Here is a 15,094-nt window from a genome sequence, read left to right on the forward strand (position 1 = left end):
TGGCTCTGGGGGTCACCATGCAGCCCAGTGCAAGGCTGGGGCTGCGTACCCACCGTGCTCCTGACCACCCTCGCGTCACGGGCGTCGAATCCGAGATGGCCCGCCGGTGCCCCGTCTGCGAATCGGTCTTCACCGTCGTCACCCACCAGGCGCCAGGTCACGAACTCAGTGGCAGGAGGAGCAGACCTGCCGGACGGGCCCGCGCTGTCGGTTGCTCTCCTTGCAGGTGGGCACGAGCGCCGCCCTCCGACGGATCTACTGCTCGGAGGTGTGCCGCATCACCTCTTCCACCAGCCAGGAAGCCCGTGAGACACGCATCTGCCCCGCCTGCGACGGCACCTTCGATTCGCTCAGAACAGTCCGTCAAATCTACTGTTCCCTCGTCTGCCGCACGGACGCCGAACGCCAACGGGAGCAAGCCAGGGACGAAGACCGCACCCGCCGGCTCGGAGGAGCATCACGCTCGGCTCCAGCTGCCACCCCGCCCCTCGCTGATCTCCCACCGGCCAAGCCGGCGGCACGAACCTCCACGACAGGCACCCGACAGGCACCGAAAGGGACCCGCTCGAGCCCACCGCGCCCTGCAACTCCCCACACTGCCAGGCCTCCGGGGAGGATCGGAACGGCCAGTAGCGGGAGCGGTCAGCCGCCGGTGAGCGTCGGAACGCGGCCCGAGGTGCGGAGCTCCTGGAGGTCGGGGATGTGGTTGTAGAGGGCGCCCGGGCTGGCGCCGAGGAGCTGGGCGATCGAGGTGATCGAGTTCTCGGGGTTGGGGAAGCAGGTCGCGGGCGGCTAGGCAGTCTAATGAAATAAGAGCAAACAGCTAAACCCTGTTCTCATGGGCTGGCTGAGGCCGAGCGCGTCTCCCGGAGCCAGGGGTCCGCACAGTACGTTTTGATTCTGCACGTTCCGAGTCGGCTCGACACGAACCGAAACGATAGGCCAGCTGTGACGGGGAGGGTGGGCCGTGTGCGCTTCTTGCTCTTATTCTGACCGGACGGTTTCGAACCTGGGAGGTTCCCGATGAGCCGCACACCCGGCCGCTCCGCCCTCGCGGCCATCGCCGCTTTCCTCGACGGCCTCCCCGGCGAGGCCACGCGCCGCCTGCGCGGCACCTACCTCCAGGAGTACGCCGCCCACCTCGCCACCGCCCGAGACCGCCCCGCGGCCGACCTCACCCTCGCCGACCTCCTCGACCCCGCCCACGCCGAAGCCTGGCTCCTGGCCGCCGCCCGCGGCGAGACCCGCCGGCGCAACAGCCTGCGCGGACCGGCCGCCCCCGCCTCCGCCAACTCCATGGCCGCCCGCACCAGCACCCTCAACACCTTCTCCGCCCACGCAGGCCACCCCCTCGCCCTCACCGTCCCCAAACCCGAGTTCGCCCCGCGCCTGTCCCCCACCGAAGCCCACCGCACCCTCAAACTCCTCACCGCCCACCAGCCCGACGGCATCCTCGCCGCCACCTGGGAACGCACCACCGCCCTCATCGCCCTCGCCGTCACCACCGGCCACGGCCTCGCCCGCCTCCACCCCATGACCCTCGACGACCTCCAGCTCGACCACCCCCTCCCCCACACCCGCGTCGCCGGAGCCTGGTACCCCCTCGACACCGTCAGCCGCCACGCCCTCGCCCGCTGGCACGGCACCCACCACACCCTCACCGCCGGCCACCGCAAAGCCCTTCAAGGCGGCGACGTCCACCAGCTCTGGGTCACCACCGCCCCCGGCCGCCCCCGCGCGGGCCGCCCCGCACCCCCCGCCGGCCTCCCCGCCGCCCGCCGCACCCTCGAAGCCGCCCACCGCCGCCTGGTCACCCTCGCCCTCGGCACACCCCTGCTCCTCGAACAGTTCTGCCCCGCAGAACCCACCGAGACCACCGAGACCGACGACCCCGCCGACGCCTGAAGGGCACGCGGCGTGGCACGCTGTCGGCGTGATCATGCAGCCCCCGAAGAGCGCCGCGGACTTCGCGTTCCGGCCCGCCGACGCCCTCGACATACCCGTCGTGGTCCGCGACTTCGCACCCCCGCTGCGGCGACCCGCCGCCACGCTCTGGCAGGACGCCACCGCGCCGTGGCCGGGGGTGACCGACGTACCGCCGTACGGGAACTACCTGGCGACCACGACCTGGCGGCAGATCCTGCTCGCGGCCAAGGGCGTGGGGCGCGACCTGACCCCGTGGCTGCGCAGGACCCCCTGGCTGGCCGTGAACGAACTCGTCTCACGCGTCGCACCGCTCCAGGCCTACCTGCGGCTCAAGGACGTCACCGCGCCCGGGCACGCCGCGGGACGCAGGCTGTTCGTCAACGCCCTCTACGAGTACGGCAGCGAACGCAGCGCCCACTCCGCCTTCGGCTACCACCTGGGCATGACCATGGCCCACTGGCTGTGCGCCGGAATGGCCGGCCTGGGCAGGACCTGGCACATCGAGGCCCAGGGTCCGGGCGGGCTACCCGGCTTCACCGACCCGAACTCCAAACTGCCCGACCTGTGGGGCAACCACCGCACTTCGGGAATGCCCTGGCTCATCGAGGCCAAGGCGGCCCGCACCCTCGGCGCCGACGCACTGAAGAACGGCAAGGTACAGCTGGACGGCGGCAGCGCGCTCATGTCCGGCATGCGGCACCGGCAGGTCCTGTGCGGTACGTCGCTCCCCGGGCGCAAGGACGACAAGTGGGAGGAGGAACACCTCTTCCTGGCCGTGCACACCGCCCGGTTCCCGGATCCCGACGATGGTGAGACTGATGCGCCCGCCCCCGCCGACGGTCCGGAGGGAGACGCCGAGGAGTACGTCGCGGACGACCTCGACGCGCTGATGGCCGTCACCCGGCAGCAGCTGATGACGTACCAGGCCCTCGCCTTCGGCGCCGTGGAGAACCTGCGCCTCGTCCCGATGAGCCGCGACCGGGGAGGCAGGGCGCGCCACGGCAACGGCTCCCTGACGCTCCTGGAACGCGACGAGCCCAGTGTCGAGCTGCGCCGCCGGCTGCGGGCGGAGGGCGTGAGCACCGAGGAGGGACTGGCGCCGCGCGCGGACGCCGCCGCCTTCGTCGCGGGCCGCATACCGGGTACCGGCATCCACCTCGGCCTGTCCCGCCGCGTGTTCTCCGCCTGTGCGGCCCTGCACCGCGCGCAGTCCGACATTCCCGATGCCCCCGACGCCGTCGACGCCGCGCGCGGGCCCTGGCCGCCGGACCAGGACGAGGCACGCGAGCAGTACGCGCGACGCACCCGCCAGAACTACTACGAGCGGGAGGACGAGCACCGGGCCTTCGTACGCGAGCAGGTGATCCGGGGCTTCCGGGAAGCCGACGAGTCTCCCGGGGCCGGCCGCCTCACGGGCGAGCCGCTGCCGGTGGCACTGGCCGACCCCCGCGAGTCCGGCCTCCTCGAGGCCGCCACGGCCGAGACGTACATGGCGGTGGAACCGACGGACCCGGTCCTCTCGACGATCGGCCGCCCCTGACCGGGGCCAGTCGGTGCGCCCGATACCGGCGAACCCGCTTATGGGAACAGCCGTGAGCTCCTGTGAGAGGGCCCCGACGGAGTCCGCCGCCGGCTGGGCCGGCCCAGGGGGCGGGGCCGGTGGGCCGGCCCGGGCCGGCGTGCCAGGCCAGGGTTGCCCTCATCCTGTTCGTCGCCGGGCGATCGATGACGGGCCAGCTGTCAGACCGAGACCACGGGATGTCAGGCTCTTCACGGCGCTCGCCGGCGAGGAAGTCGAAAACCCACGGGTGTGCCTCGGGCGGTTACTCGCGGCGGTACAGACGCCGGGGTACAGGAGACCTTCGTGGTAGCTGTGTGCGAACCCGCAGGGGCCGTCGTAATCACGCTGCGCGCCGCGACGCCGGATTGCGGCGACGGGGTCATCCCTGCGTACAGGTAGCAGGACAGGAACTCCGCGAGGATGTCGAGAGCATCGGGACCATCCCCGCGTGCGCGGGGAGCAGGCGCCTGGGGCGGTCATCTTCTCGCTGTCCGCGGGGTCATCCCCCCGTGCGCGGGGAGCAGGCTTTGTGACCTGGGACTCTAGCCGGGCTGCAGGCTCCTCTCGACCACTTTCACAGAATCCGGCATTCCACCCAAAGCCCCAGACGGCACGATCTCTGTCCGGCTGCCCTTCCAAGCGGCTGGCCCGCAACACCTACCCCGTCGCCGGCTACTGCACGGATGAGTGCTCGCCCGGGGTGGGCCCGGCAGCGAACCAGCCGAACGGGAGACCTGGCCATCGGGCAGGACATCAAGTGGCATGAGTCGGAACGTAGGGCTGCTGAACAAGCCAAACAGCGCGAGCCACCGAACCGGTACCGCGGTCACCTGTCTACCGCCAAAACCCGGACCGTTCCTCCCCAAAGGGCTGAACAACGGGGGCATGAGCTCCAGGCCCGTCCGTACATCGCCGAGATCGTCCGCCAGCTGCTGGAGGAGGGCTGGGAGATCGACCCGAGGACCTGGCTCACATTTCGCCGTACCTGACCGAGCACATCAAGCGGTTCGGCGAGTACTCCACCCACGAGCTTGGCATCGAACCCGAGGCATCCGAACCGAAGCTCGACGTCGACTTCACCGCTCTGCGACCAGGATTTGACTGCGGCCAGCCTTGGCAGGGCCGCCTGATCAGGTCCGAGCAGGTGGGCGTCCGCGCGCGAGTGTCGGCAGACGACATCATCTGCCGACACTCGCCACCATGATCACCCCGCGCCACCCGTTTCAGCGGATCTGGATCCACCAGGTGACCCAACCCAGAACCGCAGCTCCGGCCGCCGACGCCAGTCCTCGTACTGCGCTGAACATTGCGGCACGGCCAAGCCGCCGAACGGTGCTGCTCTGGCCCTTTTCCCGCCCCATTGGGCTTCTCCCCTCGTTGAGGACTCCGATACTCGGATTCGACAACAGCCCAGGTCAGCGTGTCTGTAGTCTCGGACAGGCTCGGCCGTTCGCGGTTACCGTCGGCCACGCTCGGACGGTTTCGGCTAGTCGGCGTCGTTGAAGGACAGAGGGAAGGGAGCAGTTCGTGGGGCCAGGTGGGGATCCGGTTGAAACCTTCGTGTCCGACCTTCGTCAGCTCCAGCGCGACGTTGGGCAGCCCTCGTTCAAAGCCCTGGAGACCTACGCGCGAAAGGCCGGGGTGCACTTGCCTCGATCTACTGCATCAGACGCAGTACGGGGCCGACGGCTTCCTCGGCTGGAGGTAGTCATCGCGTTCGTCGAGGCTTGCCGGTGCTATGCCGAGGAAACCAGAATCCCGGTACCCGACAAAGCCCGCAGAGAGTACTCGCTCATGTGGCAGCGGGCTTGGGCCACCGTCGAATCTGAGCTCTCTGCTGCGGTACGCAGAGGCGGTGAGATGTCTGCTCCGCCCACCCAACATGGCGGAGGCGAGTTACCGGCGCCACGAAGTGTTGCCTCCTCAGCAGCACCTCATCGGTTACGAATGCCAAGGCGGCGAGAGTGTGCCTACCTCCTCCTGGCAAGTAGCGGAGGCGGCAGTCGACCCGACCTCATCCCGCCTCTCCTGGGCGTCGATTCAGACTTCGCCGAAATGACTGAGGCCTTGGCAGTGGCGGCCCCATGGATGTCCTTGACCAGATTGTTGAACCCGACACTTGAGATGGCTCGGGAAGCTCTAGCCCAAGCGTTCGCAAGCGAGTCAGAACTACTCGTAGTGCATGTCACGGGGCATGGGGGCGTAGCCCAGAACACAGGATCTCTGCTCGTGCCGCTAGCCGACACCAATGAAGACCCGACAAGCTTGCTCGATGTTGGGGAACTCCTGTCACAGGCAGCCCAGGCGTCCGCTAGCAGAACGGTGATCCTCATCGTGGACACCGCCTTCGCGGGATCTGCCATTCCGCAAGTTCCTCAGAAGCTGGAACGCTGGTTCGTGCTCGCGGCGTCAGATGCTCGGGGCATGGCGTTCGACAAGCCATCCCTCACTTCAGTCCTTGCTCAACTGCTTCGCGGCGGAGTCGCCTCATGCCCCTACCCGATGGTGACCGCGACAGACCTGGCCACGGAAGCCCGAGAGATCCTCTTGAAGGTCCATGGTGGGCGGCAACAGGTGACCTGGAGTGGGGTGCAAGGCGCTAGCACGCTCGCCTTGGCTTACAACCACTGGAAGGACAACTGACCGCTGCCGAAGAGGCAAACACGGCAGTCCGTTTTTGCTGCCGCAGTGCATACCGGATTTACTGCGGCGGAGCCTCTACGGTGATCTTCGCGACCTGCGGCGAGGCGTTCTGGCCGCCGGGGCGAGGTGTACGCATTTACTGGGCCCCGGACTCCTATCTTTGACCCCAGCCGCAAACTAGCGGTCAGTGCTTCGTGGCCGCGGTCTTCTTGGGTTGGCGGGGCACAGTCTTCTCGCGGTCCAGGTGCCCGTACACCGTCGAGCGGGGCACGCCGAACAGGTCGGCGATCTGCTGGACAGTCTTCTCGCGTGCGTCGTAGAGCTGCTGGGCGAGCGCGGCCTGGTCCGCAGTGAGCTTCGGCCGGCGTCCGCCGACCCGGCCCCTGGCGCGGGCCGAGGCCAGGCCGTCCATCATGTTTGCCACGATCAGCTCGCGTTGGAGCTCGGCAAGTACCGACAGCATCCCGAACATCGCCCGACCCTCCATGGTGGCGGTGTCGATGCCCTGCTCGATCACGTGCAGGCCGATCCCGCGCTCACGCAGCTCGGCGCCGAGGGTCACCAGGTGCAGCACCGAGCGGGAGAGCCGGTCAAGCCGGGTGACCTTCAACGTGTCGCCTTCGCGCAGCAACTGGAACACGAGGTCGAGCTTCGGCCGGGACGCCTTCGCGCCGCTCGCCGGCCCGCAGCAGGGCGTCGATCTGATGATCGGGACTCTGGTCGGAAGTCGAGACCCGGGCGTAGCCGATGAGTATGTCTCGGAATCCACCTGACGCACTGTTTGCCGACATTGATTTCCGGCGCGAATTGCCGACACTGGCCACCTGCGGGTTCATGACCAGCCGGCCAAGTGTCGGCAGACGTTCGTTTCTCGACACCAACCATCGGCCTATCGCAACAGCAGGCGTTGACCGCCAAGGTCGGCTGCTCCTGGTTGATCCGGTTCAGTTCGCCGTGCCGAACCAGGTGGTCAGTGCCTGGTGCAGGTGGCGGCGTGCCGAGTCCGGCGTGTCGTCCGTGGCCCACGCCAGGTATCCATCGGGCCGGATGAGAAGGGCAGAGGCCGAGAGGGATCGGTCGGCGGAGCGGGCAGTGATGATGTCCACCCGGTCCGTCCAGCCGTTGGCAGCCTCAGCCGCCGTGAAGTCTCCTGTGAGGTCCACGAGCACCGGGCGGGCGGCTCGCAATCGTTCGGCGATCCGTGTCGCATCCGGAGGCTGTGCGCCATCCAACGCGGCGAGAGCCTGCGCGATGCGCGCGGCGTCCTCCGCGGTCCCTTCCTCGATGACCAGACGTACCCCGCCGTGCTCGACCACCAACCGCGTTCCGGCTCGCAATCGCGGCGGCAACGACGCCCGGAAGTAGCGGTAGCTCTGGACCAGCGCGGCGATCGAGAAGCCGGAGGAGACGCCCAGGGTCAGCCAGTCGACCAGTTCTCCTGACATGGAGCCGGGGACAGGTGCGGGACGCACCCGCCGCACGGTCAGGCGCATCCCCACGCCCCGGTCCTGCACCAGTCAATCGCCGAGATCCGCGGTCAGCGACTCCGCTTCGGCGACGTCGTCGCAGTCCACCTTGACACGCACGGCCCACCCCCGATTCCTCTCGCGGCCCTTCCCGCCCCGTACCTCGGTAAAACCTTCGGCACATCCGACCCGGTCTCCTCAACAAGGCCGGACCCACCGCGATTGCCGGATCTGCCGGAGCAAAGCTTGACGTTGGCCACATCGACGTCGGGCGCTGGTTCATCCCCCGCGCGCGGGGAGCAGATCGTCGGCCAGCTGGCCGCAGTCCCGCTCTGGGGGTCATCCCCGGGTGCGCGGGGAGCGGGCTCAGTGACCTGGGACTCCATCGAGGCAGCAGGCTGATTTCGAGCACTTTCATTGACCCCGGCATTCTTAGCAAGAGCCTTGGCTGGTCAAGATAGGGCCTGCCCCCTATCCCACAGCTGACCGCAGCCGACGAATGACGGGACGCGTGCCAAGCCCGCAGCTCGCAGCCGGCACACCCACCACACCACCCCCGCCTCAGATCACCGGCGGCCTCCCCAACCGCGTCATCCGCCACACCGTCCGCCACCGCATCGGCCGCCTCGGCGGGCACGGGACGCGGAGGCCCTCGAAGAAGCCCGCCCACCACGCCTTGAGCCCGTGCAGCGGGGGTCGTTGCGTCAGGGTGTACGCCGCCCACGTGGCGAGGTAGATCGGTACGAGCACGGCCGGCAAGTGGCGCTTGGCCAGCCAAACCCGGTTGCGGCCGGTGTTGCGGTAGTAGACGGCATGCCGGGACGCCTCGGTGCGTGGGTGGCGCAGCACCAGGTCCGCGCGGTAGTCGATCTCCCACCCCGCGTCCAGCGCCCGCCACGCGAAGTCCGTCTCCTCGTGCGCGTAGAAGAACTCCGCCGGGAACTCCCCGACCTCGTCGATCACGCTCATCCGGATGGCGTGCGCGCCCCCGAGGAACGTCGTGACCGGTCCGGAGACGGTGGGGTCGGCGCCGCCGAGGCGGGGTACGTGGCGGCGCTGGGTGTGGCCCTCCTCGTCGACGATCCGGAAGCTCACGATCCCGAGCCGGGGGTTCGCGTCGAAGGCCTCCCGTACCAGCCGCAGCGAGTCGGTCCGCGGCAGCAGCCCGTCGTCGTCCAGGACCAGCACGATGTCCGCGCCGCCGTGCTCGCGCAGCCACCGCACACCGGCGTTCCGGCCGCCCGGGATGCCCAGGTTCTCCGGCAGTTCGACGGCCGCCATCCGGGCGGGGAGCGGGCCCGGTCGTACGCCTTGGCCCAGCACCACCACCTTCGCCGGCGCACCGCCCTCCTGCGTCGCCACCGAGTCGAGGAGGGCGTGCAGTTCCGGATCCCGGTCCCCCATGGTCAGGACCACCACCCCCACCCTGGCGGCCGTCACGCGGCGTCCCGCAGGAGCTCGGTGGCGCGCTGTTCCAGGGCCGCCGCTCCGGGTACGCCCCGCACTCGGTAGCCGGCCGCCACCGTACGGATGGACCTGACCTCCTTGCGGCTGCGGTCCGATGCCACGCCGTCCATGAAGTCGAGCGAGCGGCTCCACAGCCCGACGGCCTCCTCGTGGCGGCGCTGCGCGGCGACCGACTTCCCCAGGTTGACCATGGTCAGGGCGTGTCCGCGCTGGTACGTGCCCGGCGTACGGGCCACCATCGCCGCGCGGTAGTGCCGTTCGGCCGCGGAGTAGTCCTTCATCGCGGTCAGCGTCCGGCCCGTGTGCGAGGCGACCGTGGCGGCGACCGGCCCGGACGCGGCGGCGTACGACGGCACCAGGTCCCCCGTGTCCGACAGCGCGTCCTCGGCGGCGAGCAGCGCCCCCGCCGCCTTCGCGTGCTCGCCGGCGGTTCCGTACGCCCTCGCGCAGGTGACCAGCAGCAGCGCCTCGGTCTGCCGGTCGACCTTGCCCGCGGCCCGGCGAAGCGCCTCCTGCGCGAGCTCCGCGCAGGAGCCGGAGTGACCGAGGTCGAGGGCCTGGTGCGTCATCGCGCGCATGAGCCACGCCGCATGGCCGGCCGGGTCGCTCTCGCAGGCCAGTTGGTACCCGAGCAGGTAGTACTGCTGGGCCGCGCCGTCGCGGCCCAGGTCGTGGTGCTTCCAGCCGACGAGGCAGGCCAGCTGCGCGGCCGCCCCGAACGCGTCGTTCCGTACCGCGTCCGAGGGGAAGCGGGCGCGCAGCATGGGGGTGACGGTGTCGGTGAGGTACGCGGTGACCGTGGTCAGGCCGTGGCCGCCGCCGAGCTTCTCGTCCGCACTCCGGAACATCTCGGTCATCCGGCGGACGACGCCGACCTCCTCCGTGCCGACGACGGGGCTCGCGCCCCTTCCGGCGGCCTTCAGTACGGCGGCCACGGCCTCGTGGTCGTAGGTGAGGGGCAGGCCGACGGCGGCCGTGGCGAAGGCGGCGTTGAGGAATTCCCTGCGGCGGAGCATCGCTGATCTCCCGAGGTCGGCGGCAGTGGCCAGCGGATCGGCGCTCAGGGCCTCCCCGATGCCTGCGCAGCCTAGACCGACTTCGGTGACGGTCACCTTCCGCTTGAGCCTTCTTGACAGCGCTTCGGCGACGTACGCACGGGTCCGGCCGCTCGGTGTCCCGCCGGCGACCCAGTACGCGATGGCCGACGGCGCGGTGCCCAGCCGCTCCCCCGCTTCGGCCGCGACCGCCCGGATCTCCCGCGCGAGCGCGTAGTACGTGATTCCGGCCTCGGCGATGACGGCCGCCAGCTCGTCGTTCGGTGTCCGGCTCTCCGTCATCTTCGGCCCCCTGGAGCGATCTTGAACGGATTGAACGGGTTCCCGGGTCCTCCACCGTACCGGCACTGCGTGACCGCTTGTTCACTGAATGCGAGCACCCGCCGCAGTCCATGGGCCGGGACGAGGCCGTGTCGGCCGACCGTCACCCGATGCGAGGAGGAGGACAGCCATGGCAGTGAACGGACCGGCGCAGGACGACACCGACGTCACGACGGAGAGGGAGACGGCAACCGGCCCCGATGGTCTCGTCCGTGTGCCGTACGGGTCGCCCTCGCCCCGGCTCCTGGCCCGCGCCGATCGCGGCCTCGCCCGCTTCCTGCACGACTTCCGCCCCACCCCCACCGCCCAGCAGCCCCCAGACGGGAACGGGACCCGAGCACGCACCGGCACAGGCGCCGGGGACCACCGGCCATGAACACATCCCCAGACATCGGCTTCGGCCACGAAGCGCATCCACTGCTGGGCCACCTGGTCCGCGACGTCGCCTCCGGCACCGAGGGGTTGCTGATGGCCGTCGTCCTGGAGGAAGTCGCCACCCACACCGGCCCGCGGTGGACCCGCCGCGCCTACATCCGCCCCGAGGCCGGCGGCATCGAGCTCGCGACCGCCGTGGCCAACGTCCAGCCCGTCGCGGCTGCCTGAGCCTGCCCGCCACCGCCGCCGGGTAGCGCGACCACCACCTCAAATGGCCCGGGCCCCAGCCGTCCCGACTCACCCCACCCACCCACCCACCCCACCCCACACGGAGGCATCGTGTACGACCGTTCCCCCCTCGCCGCCCTGACCGGCTCCACCGTCCTGGTCACCGGCGGCGCGGGGCTCATCGGCTCCCGCATCACCGCCCGGCTGCGCGCGCTCGGCGCCCGTCCCATCTCGCTGTGCAGCATGGACGCGTACCCCGCGCACGTGTACGCCGACTTCTTCGGCGTCGACCCCACCGACCCCGACGTGGTCACCGGCGACATCCGCGACGCCCCGCTCGTCCGCAAGCTCGTCGCGGAGTGCGACTACGTCGTCCACGCGGCCGCGCTCGCAGACGTCGCGGCCTGTACCCGCGAGCCGCTCGCCGCCATCGACACCAACATCGCCGGCACGCAGGCGGTCCTGGACGCCGTCGCCGCCAGTACCCGGATCCGCCGCCTGGTGTTCGTGTCATCGGCGAGCGTCTACGGCGACGGCAGCCCCGAGGAGGCCCACAGCCAGGAGCTGCTGACCATGCGCCAGCTGCTGGAGGCCGTCCACGGACGGATCCCGCCCCAGTTCCGCGAGGACGACCGGATGCGGCCGGTGTCGGTGTACGGGAACTCCAAGGCCTGGGGCGAGGAGCAGACCGCGCTCGTCCTGGGCCGGGCGGGCGTCTCGTACGGCATCGTCCGGTACTTCTCCGTCTACGGGGAGCCGCAGACCGTCAAACCGAACAGCCACTCCTGGGTGGTGGCCTGGTTCGCCGCCCGCGCCGCCCTCGGGCTGCCGCTGCACCTGAACGGGGGCGGCCGCCAGGTCCGCGACCTCACGCACGTCGACGACATCGCGGAGGGCACACTGCGCGCCCTGACCAGCCCCCGGGCGCACACCGAGACCCTCAACATCGGTACCGGGGTGGGCACCAGCATCCGCGACGTCGCCGAGCTGGTCCGCGCCCACTACCCGGGCACGCCGCTGCTGGATACGCCGCTGCCGGCCGGGGACCCGCTCGGCGGGTACGCCTCGACGCGCCGGATGGAGAACGTACTGGGCTGGAAGCCGCGGGTGGCCGTCGCCGACGGCGTGGCCCGCTACGTGGAGTGGCTCCGGAACACCCCGCACGCCGCACCGGCCTGGCTGGCCGGGGCGGCGCAGCCCGCGCCCCGCAGTCCTAAATGACGGGCGGCCTGCCCAGCGCGGCCATCCGAACGACGGTCCGCCACCGCATCGGCCTGCGCGGTCCGGCATCGACCCGCACCCCTTCGGCGAACCCGCCGAACCAGGCGCGCAGCCCGGTCGCCGATCGTGTCCGGGCCACGGTCAGCAGGGTCCAGACACCGAGGTAGACGGGTACGAGAGGTCCGGGCAGATGGCGCTTGGCGAGCCAGACCCGGTTGCGGGCGGTCATCCGGTAGTAGACCGCGTGCCGGGCGGGCGAGGTCTTGGGGTGCTGGAGCACGAGTGCGGGCTCGTAGAGGATCTCCCACCCGGCGTCGAGCGCCCGCCAGGCGAGGTCGGTCTCCTCGTGGGTGAAGAAGAACGCGTCGGGCCAGCCGCCCGTCTGCTCCAACATCGGCATCGACAGGGCGTGGCCACCGCCGAGGAAAGTGGTGACCAGCCCGCGCCGCATCGGATCCTTCGCCCGCAGCCGCGGGATGTGCCGCCGCTGCGTCTCGCCCCTCTCGTCGGCGATCCGGAAACCGACGATGCCCAGCCGCCCCGCCCCGGCCTCGTACAGGTCGGCGATCCGGCGCACGACACCGGCGTCGACGAGCAACCCGTCGTCGTCCAGATCCACCAGTACGTCGACGTCCCCGAACTCCCGCAGCCGCCGCCAGGCGACGTTGCGCCCGCCCGAGACGCCGAGGTTCTCGGCCAGCTCTACCCCGACCACACCGTCCGGCAACCCGGGCAGCGCGCAGCCGTTTCCGACCACGACGATCCGTACGGCGGCCTCGTCCTGCTTGGCGACGGAATCCAGCAGGGCCCGCAGCTCGGGCATCCGGTCGCCCATCGTCAGCACGGCCACGCCCACGCGCGGTCGGGTCACACCCATCACGTCCTTCCCTGCACCGGGTAAACGGCGAGCGTACCGCCGCCCCGCCCACTCCCGACCCAACCGAAAGGCCCACGCCATGCCCCGAACACCGACACCGACACGTACCCGGGCACGAACGCAGCCACCGCTCCGGCTCGGCGACTACGTCTCGGCCCCGACCCGCGGCCCGCTCTCCGAAACCCCGTACGGCAGCCTCGACACCCTCGACCTCGCCGACTTCCTTGCCCGCTGGCCCGAGCTCCACCGCGAGGCGCTCGCCGCCCTCGGGGAGGCGGGCCGTATCCACCCGACGGCGTTCGTCCACCCCCGGGCGATCGTCGGGCACGACGTGATCATCGGTGCGGGCGCGAAGGTCTTCGAGTTCTCGTCCGTACGCAAGGGCAGTGTCGTGTGCGCCGGCGCGTCGGTCGGCTTCAACTGCGAGGTGACGGCGGCATTCATCGGCGAAGACGCGGTCCTGGGCCACCGCATCGGCGTCAACCGGACGCTCGTCGGCGCGGGGGCGCACCTGTCCGCGGGGGTCACGGTGGCCGCGATCAACCTGTGCGACGACATGCGCGCCCCGGACCGCGAGGTCATCATCCGCACCGGTACGGGCATCTACCGCTGCGGCACCCCGCAGTTCGGCGCCGTCATCGGCGACGGCACCCAGACCGGCAACAGCATCAGCCTCGGCCCGGGCACCGCCATCGGCCGCCACACCCGCATCGCGAGCGGCGTCACCCTGGCCGTCCGCACGGTCCCGCCGCACTCGACGGTGACCACACGGCACACCGCCGAGGCCGTGGTCCGGGCCCGACAAACCCGCTGACCTCGGCTACGGCTGCCAGCAGCTCACGCACCGGTCAGGCTCCGCCGCGAGATCCCCAAGAGGGCTACGGGTCTCCGCCCAGGCGTCGCACTGGGGAGCAGCCACTCGGCTGATGCCGAAGCCGACGTAGGTCGGTCATCCCCGCATGCGCGGGGAGCAGGCTTTGTGACCTGGGACTCTAGCCGGGCTGCAGGCTGTTTTCGAGCACTTCCAAACAATCCGGCATCCTAGGCAAATCGCCCAGATAGTCGAGATGGGACACCACGAGCAAGCCAGGCCCGCGTCCCGGAGCAAGGCCACACAACGTCCACGATCGCTGCCCGGCTACCCCTCAGAGCTGCCACCCTGCGGCACCTGCCCCTTCGCCAGCCGCTGCACGACGGTCAGCGCCAAGCCGAGTTGCGGTGCCGTCACCGGGCCACGATCCGGTAGGGAGACATGGTGCCAGGCGCGCAGCGCCAGCTCCTTGTCCCCGTCGGCGGCCTGGAGGACGTGCCCCTTGGCCTCGTCCTCCCCGACGGACTCCGTCTCCGGCCCCAGGTCCATCAAATGCACCACCACCCGGGCCTTGTGCATCGGGTTCGACGCCAGCGCCTCCATCTCCTTGTAGACCAGCACCCGCCGCCCCACCAACGCCTCAGCCCTCGCGATCATCGCCGCACCCGCATCCGTGTCCCCGCGGTCCGTACGAATGGCCGGCTCCAGCTCACCCGAGACGTTGCGCAGCAGCAGAACACCCCGCGTACTCGACTCCTCCACCGTGACGCCCAGCAGCGTCGCCGGAAACCTGGTCGCCGCGGCCAGCCGCTGCACGTCCCGCGCCACCACATCACCCAGCACGAACAGGTCGACGGCCAGCGCCCGCACCCGGGCCTGCCAGGCAGACTCTTGCCCCACCGCACACGGACCGGCCGCCTGCGCGGCAGCGACAACAAGCGACTGATGACTGCTCATGCACCCATCATGACCGCCCCGTACAGCAAGCCTCTCCACCTCGACGGCCGCAGGAGCGGCCCTGGCGCTCCCGCTGCCCCGCTGCCGACTCCACAACCGGCCGACGGCAGGCAACTGCACGTACGCACGCCCGACCACCGCCACAGAGCTCGCTCGGGCTCGGCCACATCTCCACTGCGACCATCA

General features: G+C 70.5%; 13 protein-coding genes. 7 read left to right on the forward strand and 6 right to left on the reverse strand.

Going from position 1 to position 15,094, the window contains the following annotated elements; all coding sequences use genetic code 11:
• Positions 1-1,023 precede the first annotated feature (1,023 nt).
• From ACFYZL_RS25750 to ACFYZL_RS25760, 3 genes are all read left to right on the forward strand, one after another.
• Positions 1,024-1,905, forward strand: a complete 882-nt coding sequence (locus ACFYZL_RS25750) for a hypothetical protein (RefSeq protein ID WP_388682088.1) — start codon at positions 1,024-1,026, stop codon at positions 1,903-1,905.
• A 28-nt stretch (positions 1,906-1,933) separates the two neighbouring features.
• Complete coding sequence (locus ACFYZL_RS25755) at positions 1,934-3,466, forward strand: hypothetical protein (RefSeq protein ID WP_388682091.1); 1,533 nt, start codon at positions 1,934-1,936, stop codon at positions 3,464-3,466.
• Positions 3,467-5,716: 2,250 nt separating this feature from the next.
• The gene (locus tag ACFYZL_RS25760; protein ID WP_388682093.1) at positions 5,717-6,130 is read left to right on the forward strand and encodes a hypothetical protein; all 414 of its coding nucleotides are present in this window, start codon (positions 5,717-5,719) and stop codon (positions 6,128-6,130) included.
• A 184-nt stretch (positions 6,131-6,314) separates the two neighbouring features.
• Here the strand turns inward: ACFYZL_RS25760 and ACFYZL_RS25765 are convergent, their stop codons facing one another.
• From ACFYZL_RS25765 to ACFYZL_RS25780, 4 genes are all read right to left on the reverse strand, one after another.
• The gene (locus tag ACFYZL_RS25765; RefSeq protein WP_388682096.1) at positions 6,315-6,770 is read right to left on the reverse strand and encodes a recombinase family protein; all 456 of its coding nucleotides are present in this window, start codon (positions 6,768-6,770) and stop codon (positions 6,315-6,317) included.
• A 304-nt stretch (positions 6,771-7,074) separates the two neighbouring features.
• Positions 7,075-7,644: a hypothetical protein gene (locus tag ACFYZL_RS25770; RefSeq protein ID WP_388682099.1), complete on the reverse strand. Its 570-nt coding sequence runs from the start codon at positions 7,642-7,644 to the stop codon at positions 7,075-7,077.
• 513 nt (positions 7,645-8,157) lie between these two features.
• Positions 8,158-9,000 (reverse strand): glycosyltransferase family 2 protein, encoded by an 843-nt coding sequence (locus ACFYZL_RS25775; RefSeq protein WP_388682194.1) that lies wholly within the window; start codon positions 8,998-9,000, stop codon positions 8,158-8,160.
• 32 nt (positions 9,001-9,032) lie between these two features.
• Positions 9,033-10,400, reverse strand: coding sequence for a tetratricopeptide repeat protein (locus ACFYZL_RS25780; protein ID WP_388682102.1), 1,368 nt, complete (start codon positions 10,398-10,400; stop codon positions 9,033-9,035).
• A gap of 169 nt (positions 10,401-10,569) precedes the next feature.
• On the opposite strand from ACFYZL_RS25780, the gene ACFYZL_RS25785 reads away from it, so the two are divergent.
• From ACFYZL_RS25785 to ACFYZL_RS25795, 3 genes are all read left to right on the forward strand, one after another.
• Positions 10,570-10,815, forward strand: a complete 246-nt coding sequence (locus ACFYZL_RS25785) for a hypothetical protein (RefSeq protein ID WP_388682105.1) — start codon at positions 10,570-10,572, stop codon at positions 10,813-10,815.
• Positions 10,812-11,042 carry a hypothetical protein gene (locus ACFYZL_RS25790; protein WP_388682108.1) on the forward strand — a complete coding sequence of 77 codons (231 nt, stop codon included), beginning with the start codon at positions 10,812-10,814 and terminating at the stop codon, positions 11,040-11,042. Before ACFYZL_RS25785 ends, ACFYZL_RS25790 begins: the two co-directional genes overlap by 4 nt.
• A 111-nt stretch (positions 11,043-11,153) precedes the next feature.
• Complete coding sequence (locus ACFYZL_RS25795; RefSeq protein ID WP_388682111.1) at positions 11,154-12,263, forward strand: NAD-dependent epimerase/dehydratase family protein; 1,110 nt, start codon at positions 11,154-11,156, stop codon at positions 12,261-12,263.
• Here ACFYZL_RS25795 and ACFYZL_RS25800 read toward each other — a convergent pair.
• Positions 12,256-13,140 (reverse strand): glycosyltransferase family 2 protein, encoded by an 885-nt coding sequence (locus tag ACFYZL_RS25800; protein WP_388682113.1) that lies wholly within the window; start codon positions 13,138-13,140, stop codon positions 12,256-12,258. The two genes, ACFYZL_RS25795 and ACFYZL_RS25800, sit on opposite strands and share 8 nt — an antisense overlap.
• Positions 13,141-13,219: 79 nt before the next feature.
• Between ACFYZL_RS25800 and ACFYZL_RS25805 the strand changes: the two genes are divergently transcribed.
• A complete protein-coding gene (locus tag ACFYZL_RS25805; RefSeq protein WP_388682116.1) occupies positions 13,220-13,954 on the forward strand; it encodes a transferase in 735 nt (244 codons plus the stop codon).
• Positions 13,955-14,278: 324 nt separating this feature from the next.
• Here the strand turns inward: ACFYZL_RS25805 and ACFYZL_RS25810 are convergent, their stop codons facing one another.
• Positions 14,279-14,908: a hypothetical protein gene (locus tag ACFYZL_RS25810; protein ID WP_388682119.1), complete on the reverse strand. Its 630-nt coding sequence runs from the start codon at positions 14,906-14,908 to the stop codon at positions 14,279-14,281.
• Positions 14,909-15,094 lie beyond the last annotated feature (186 nt).

Origin of the sequence: Streptomyces sp. NPDC001717 (assembly GCF_042892775.1) — a bacterium.
Classification (GTDB): Bacteria; Actinomycetota; Actinomycetes; order Streptomycetales; family Streptomycetaceae; genus Streptomyces.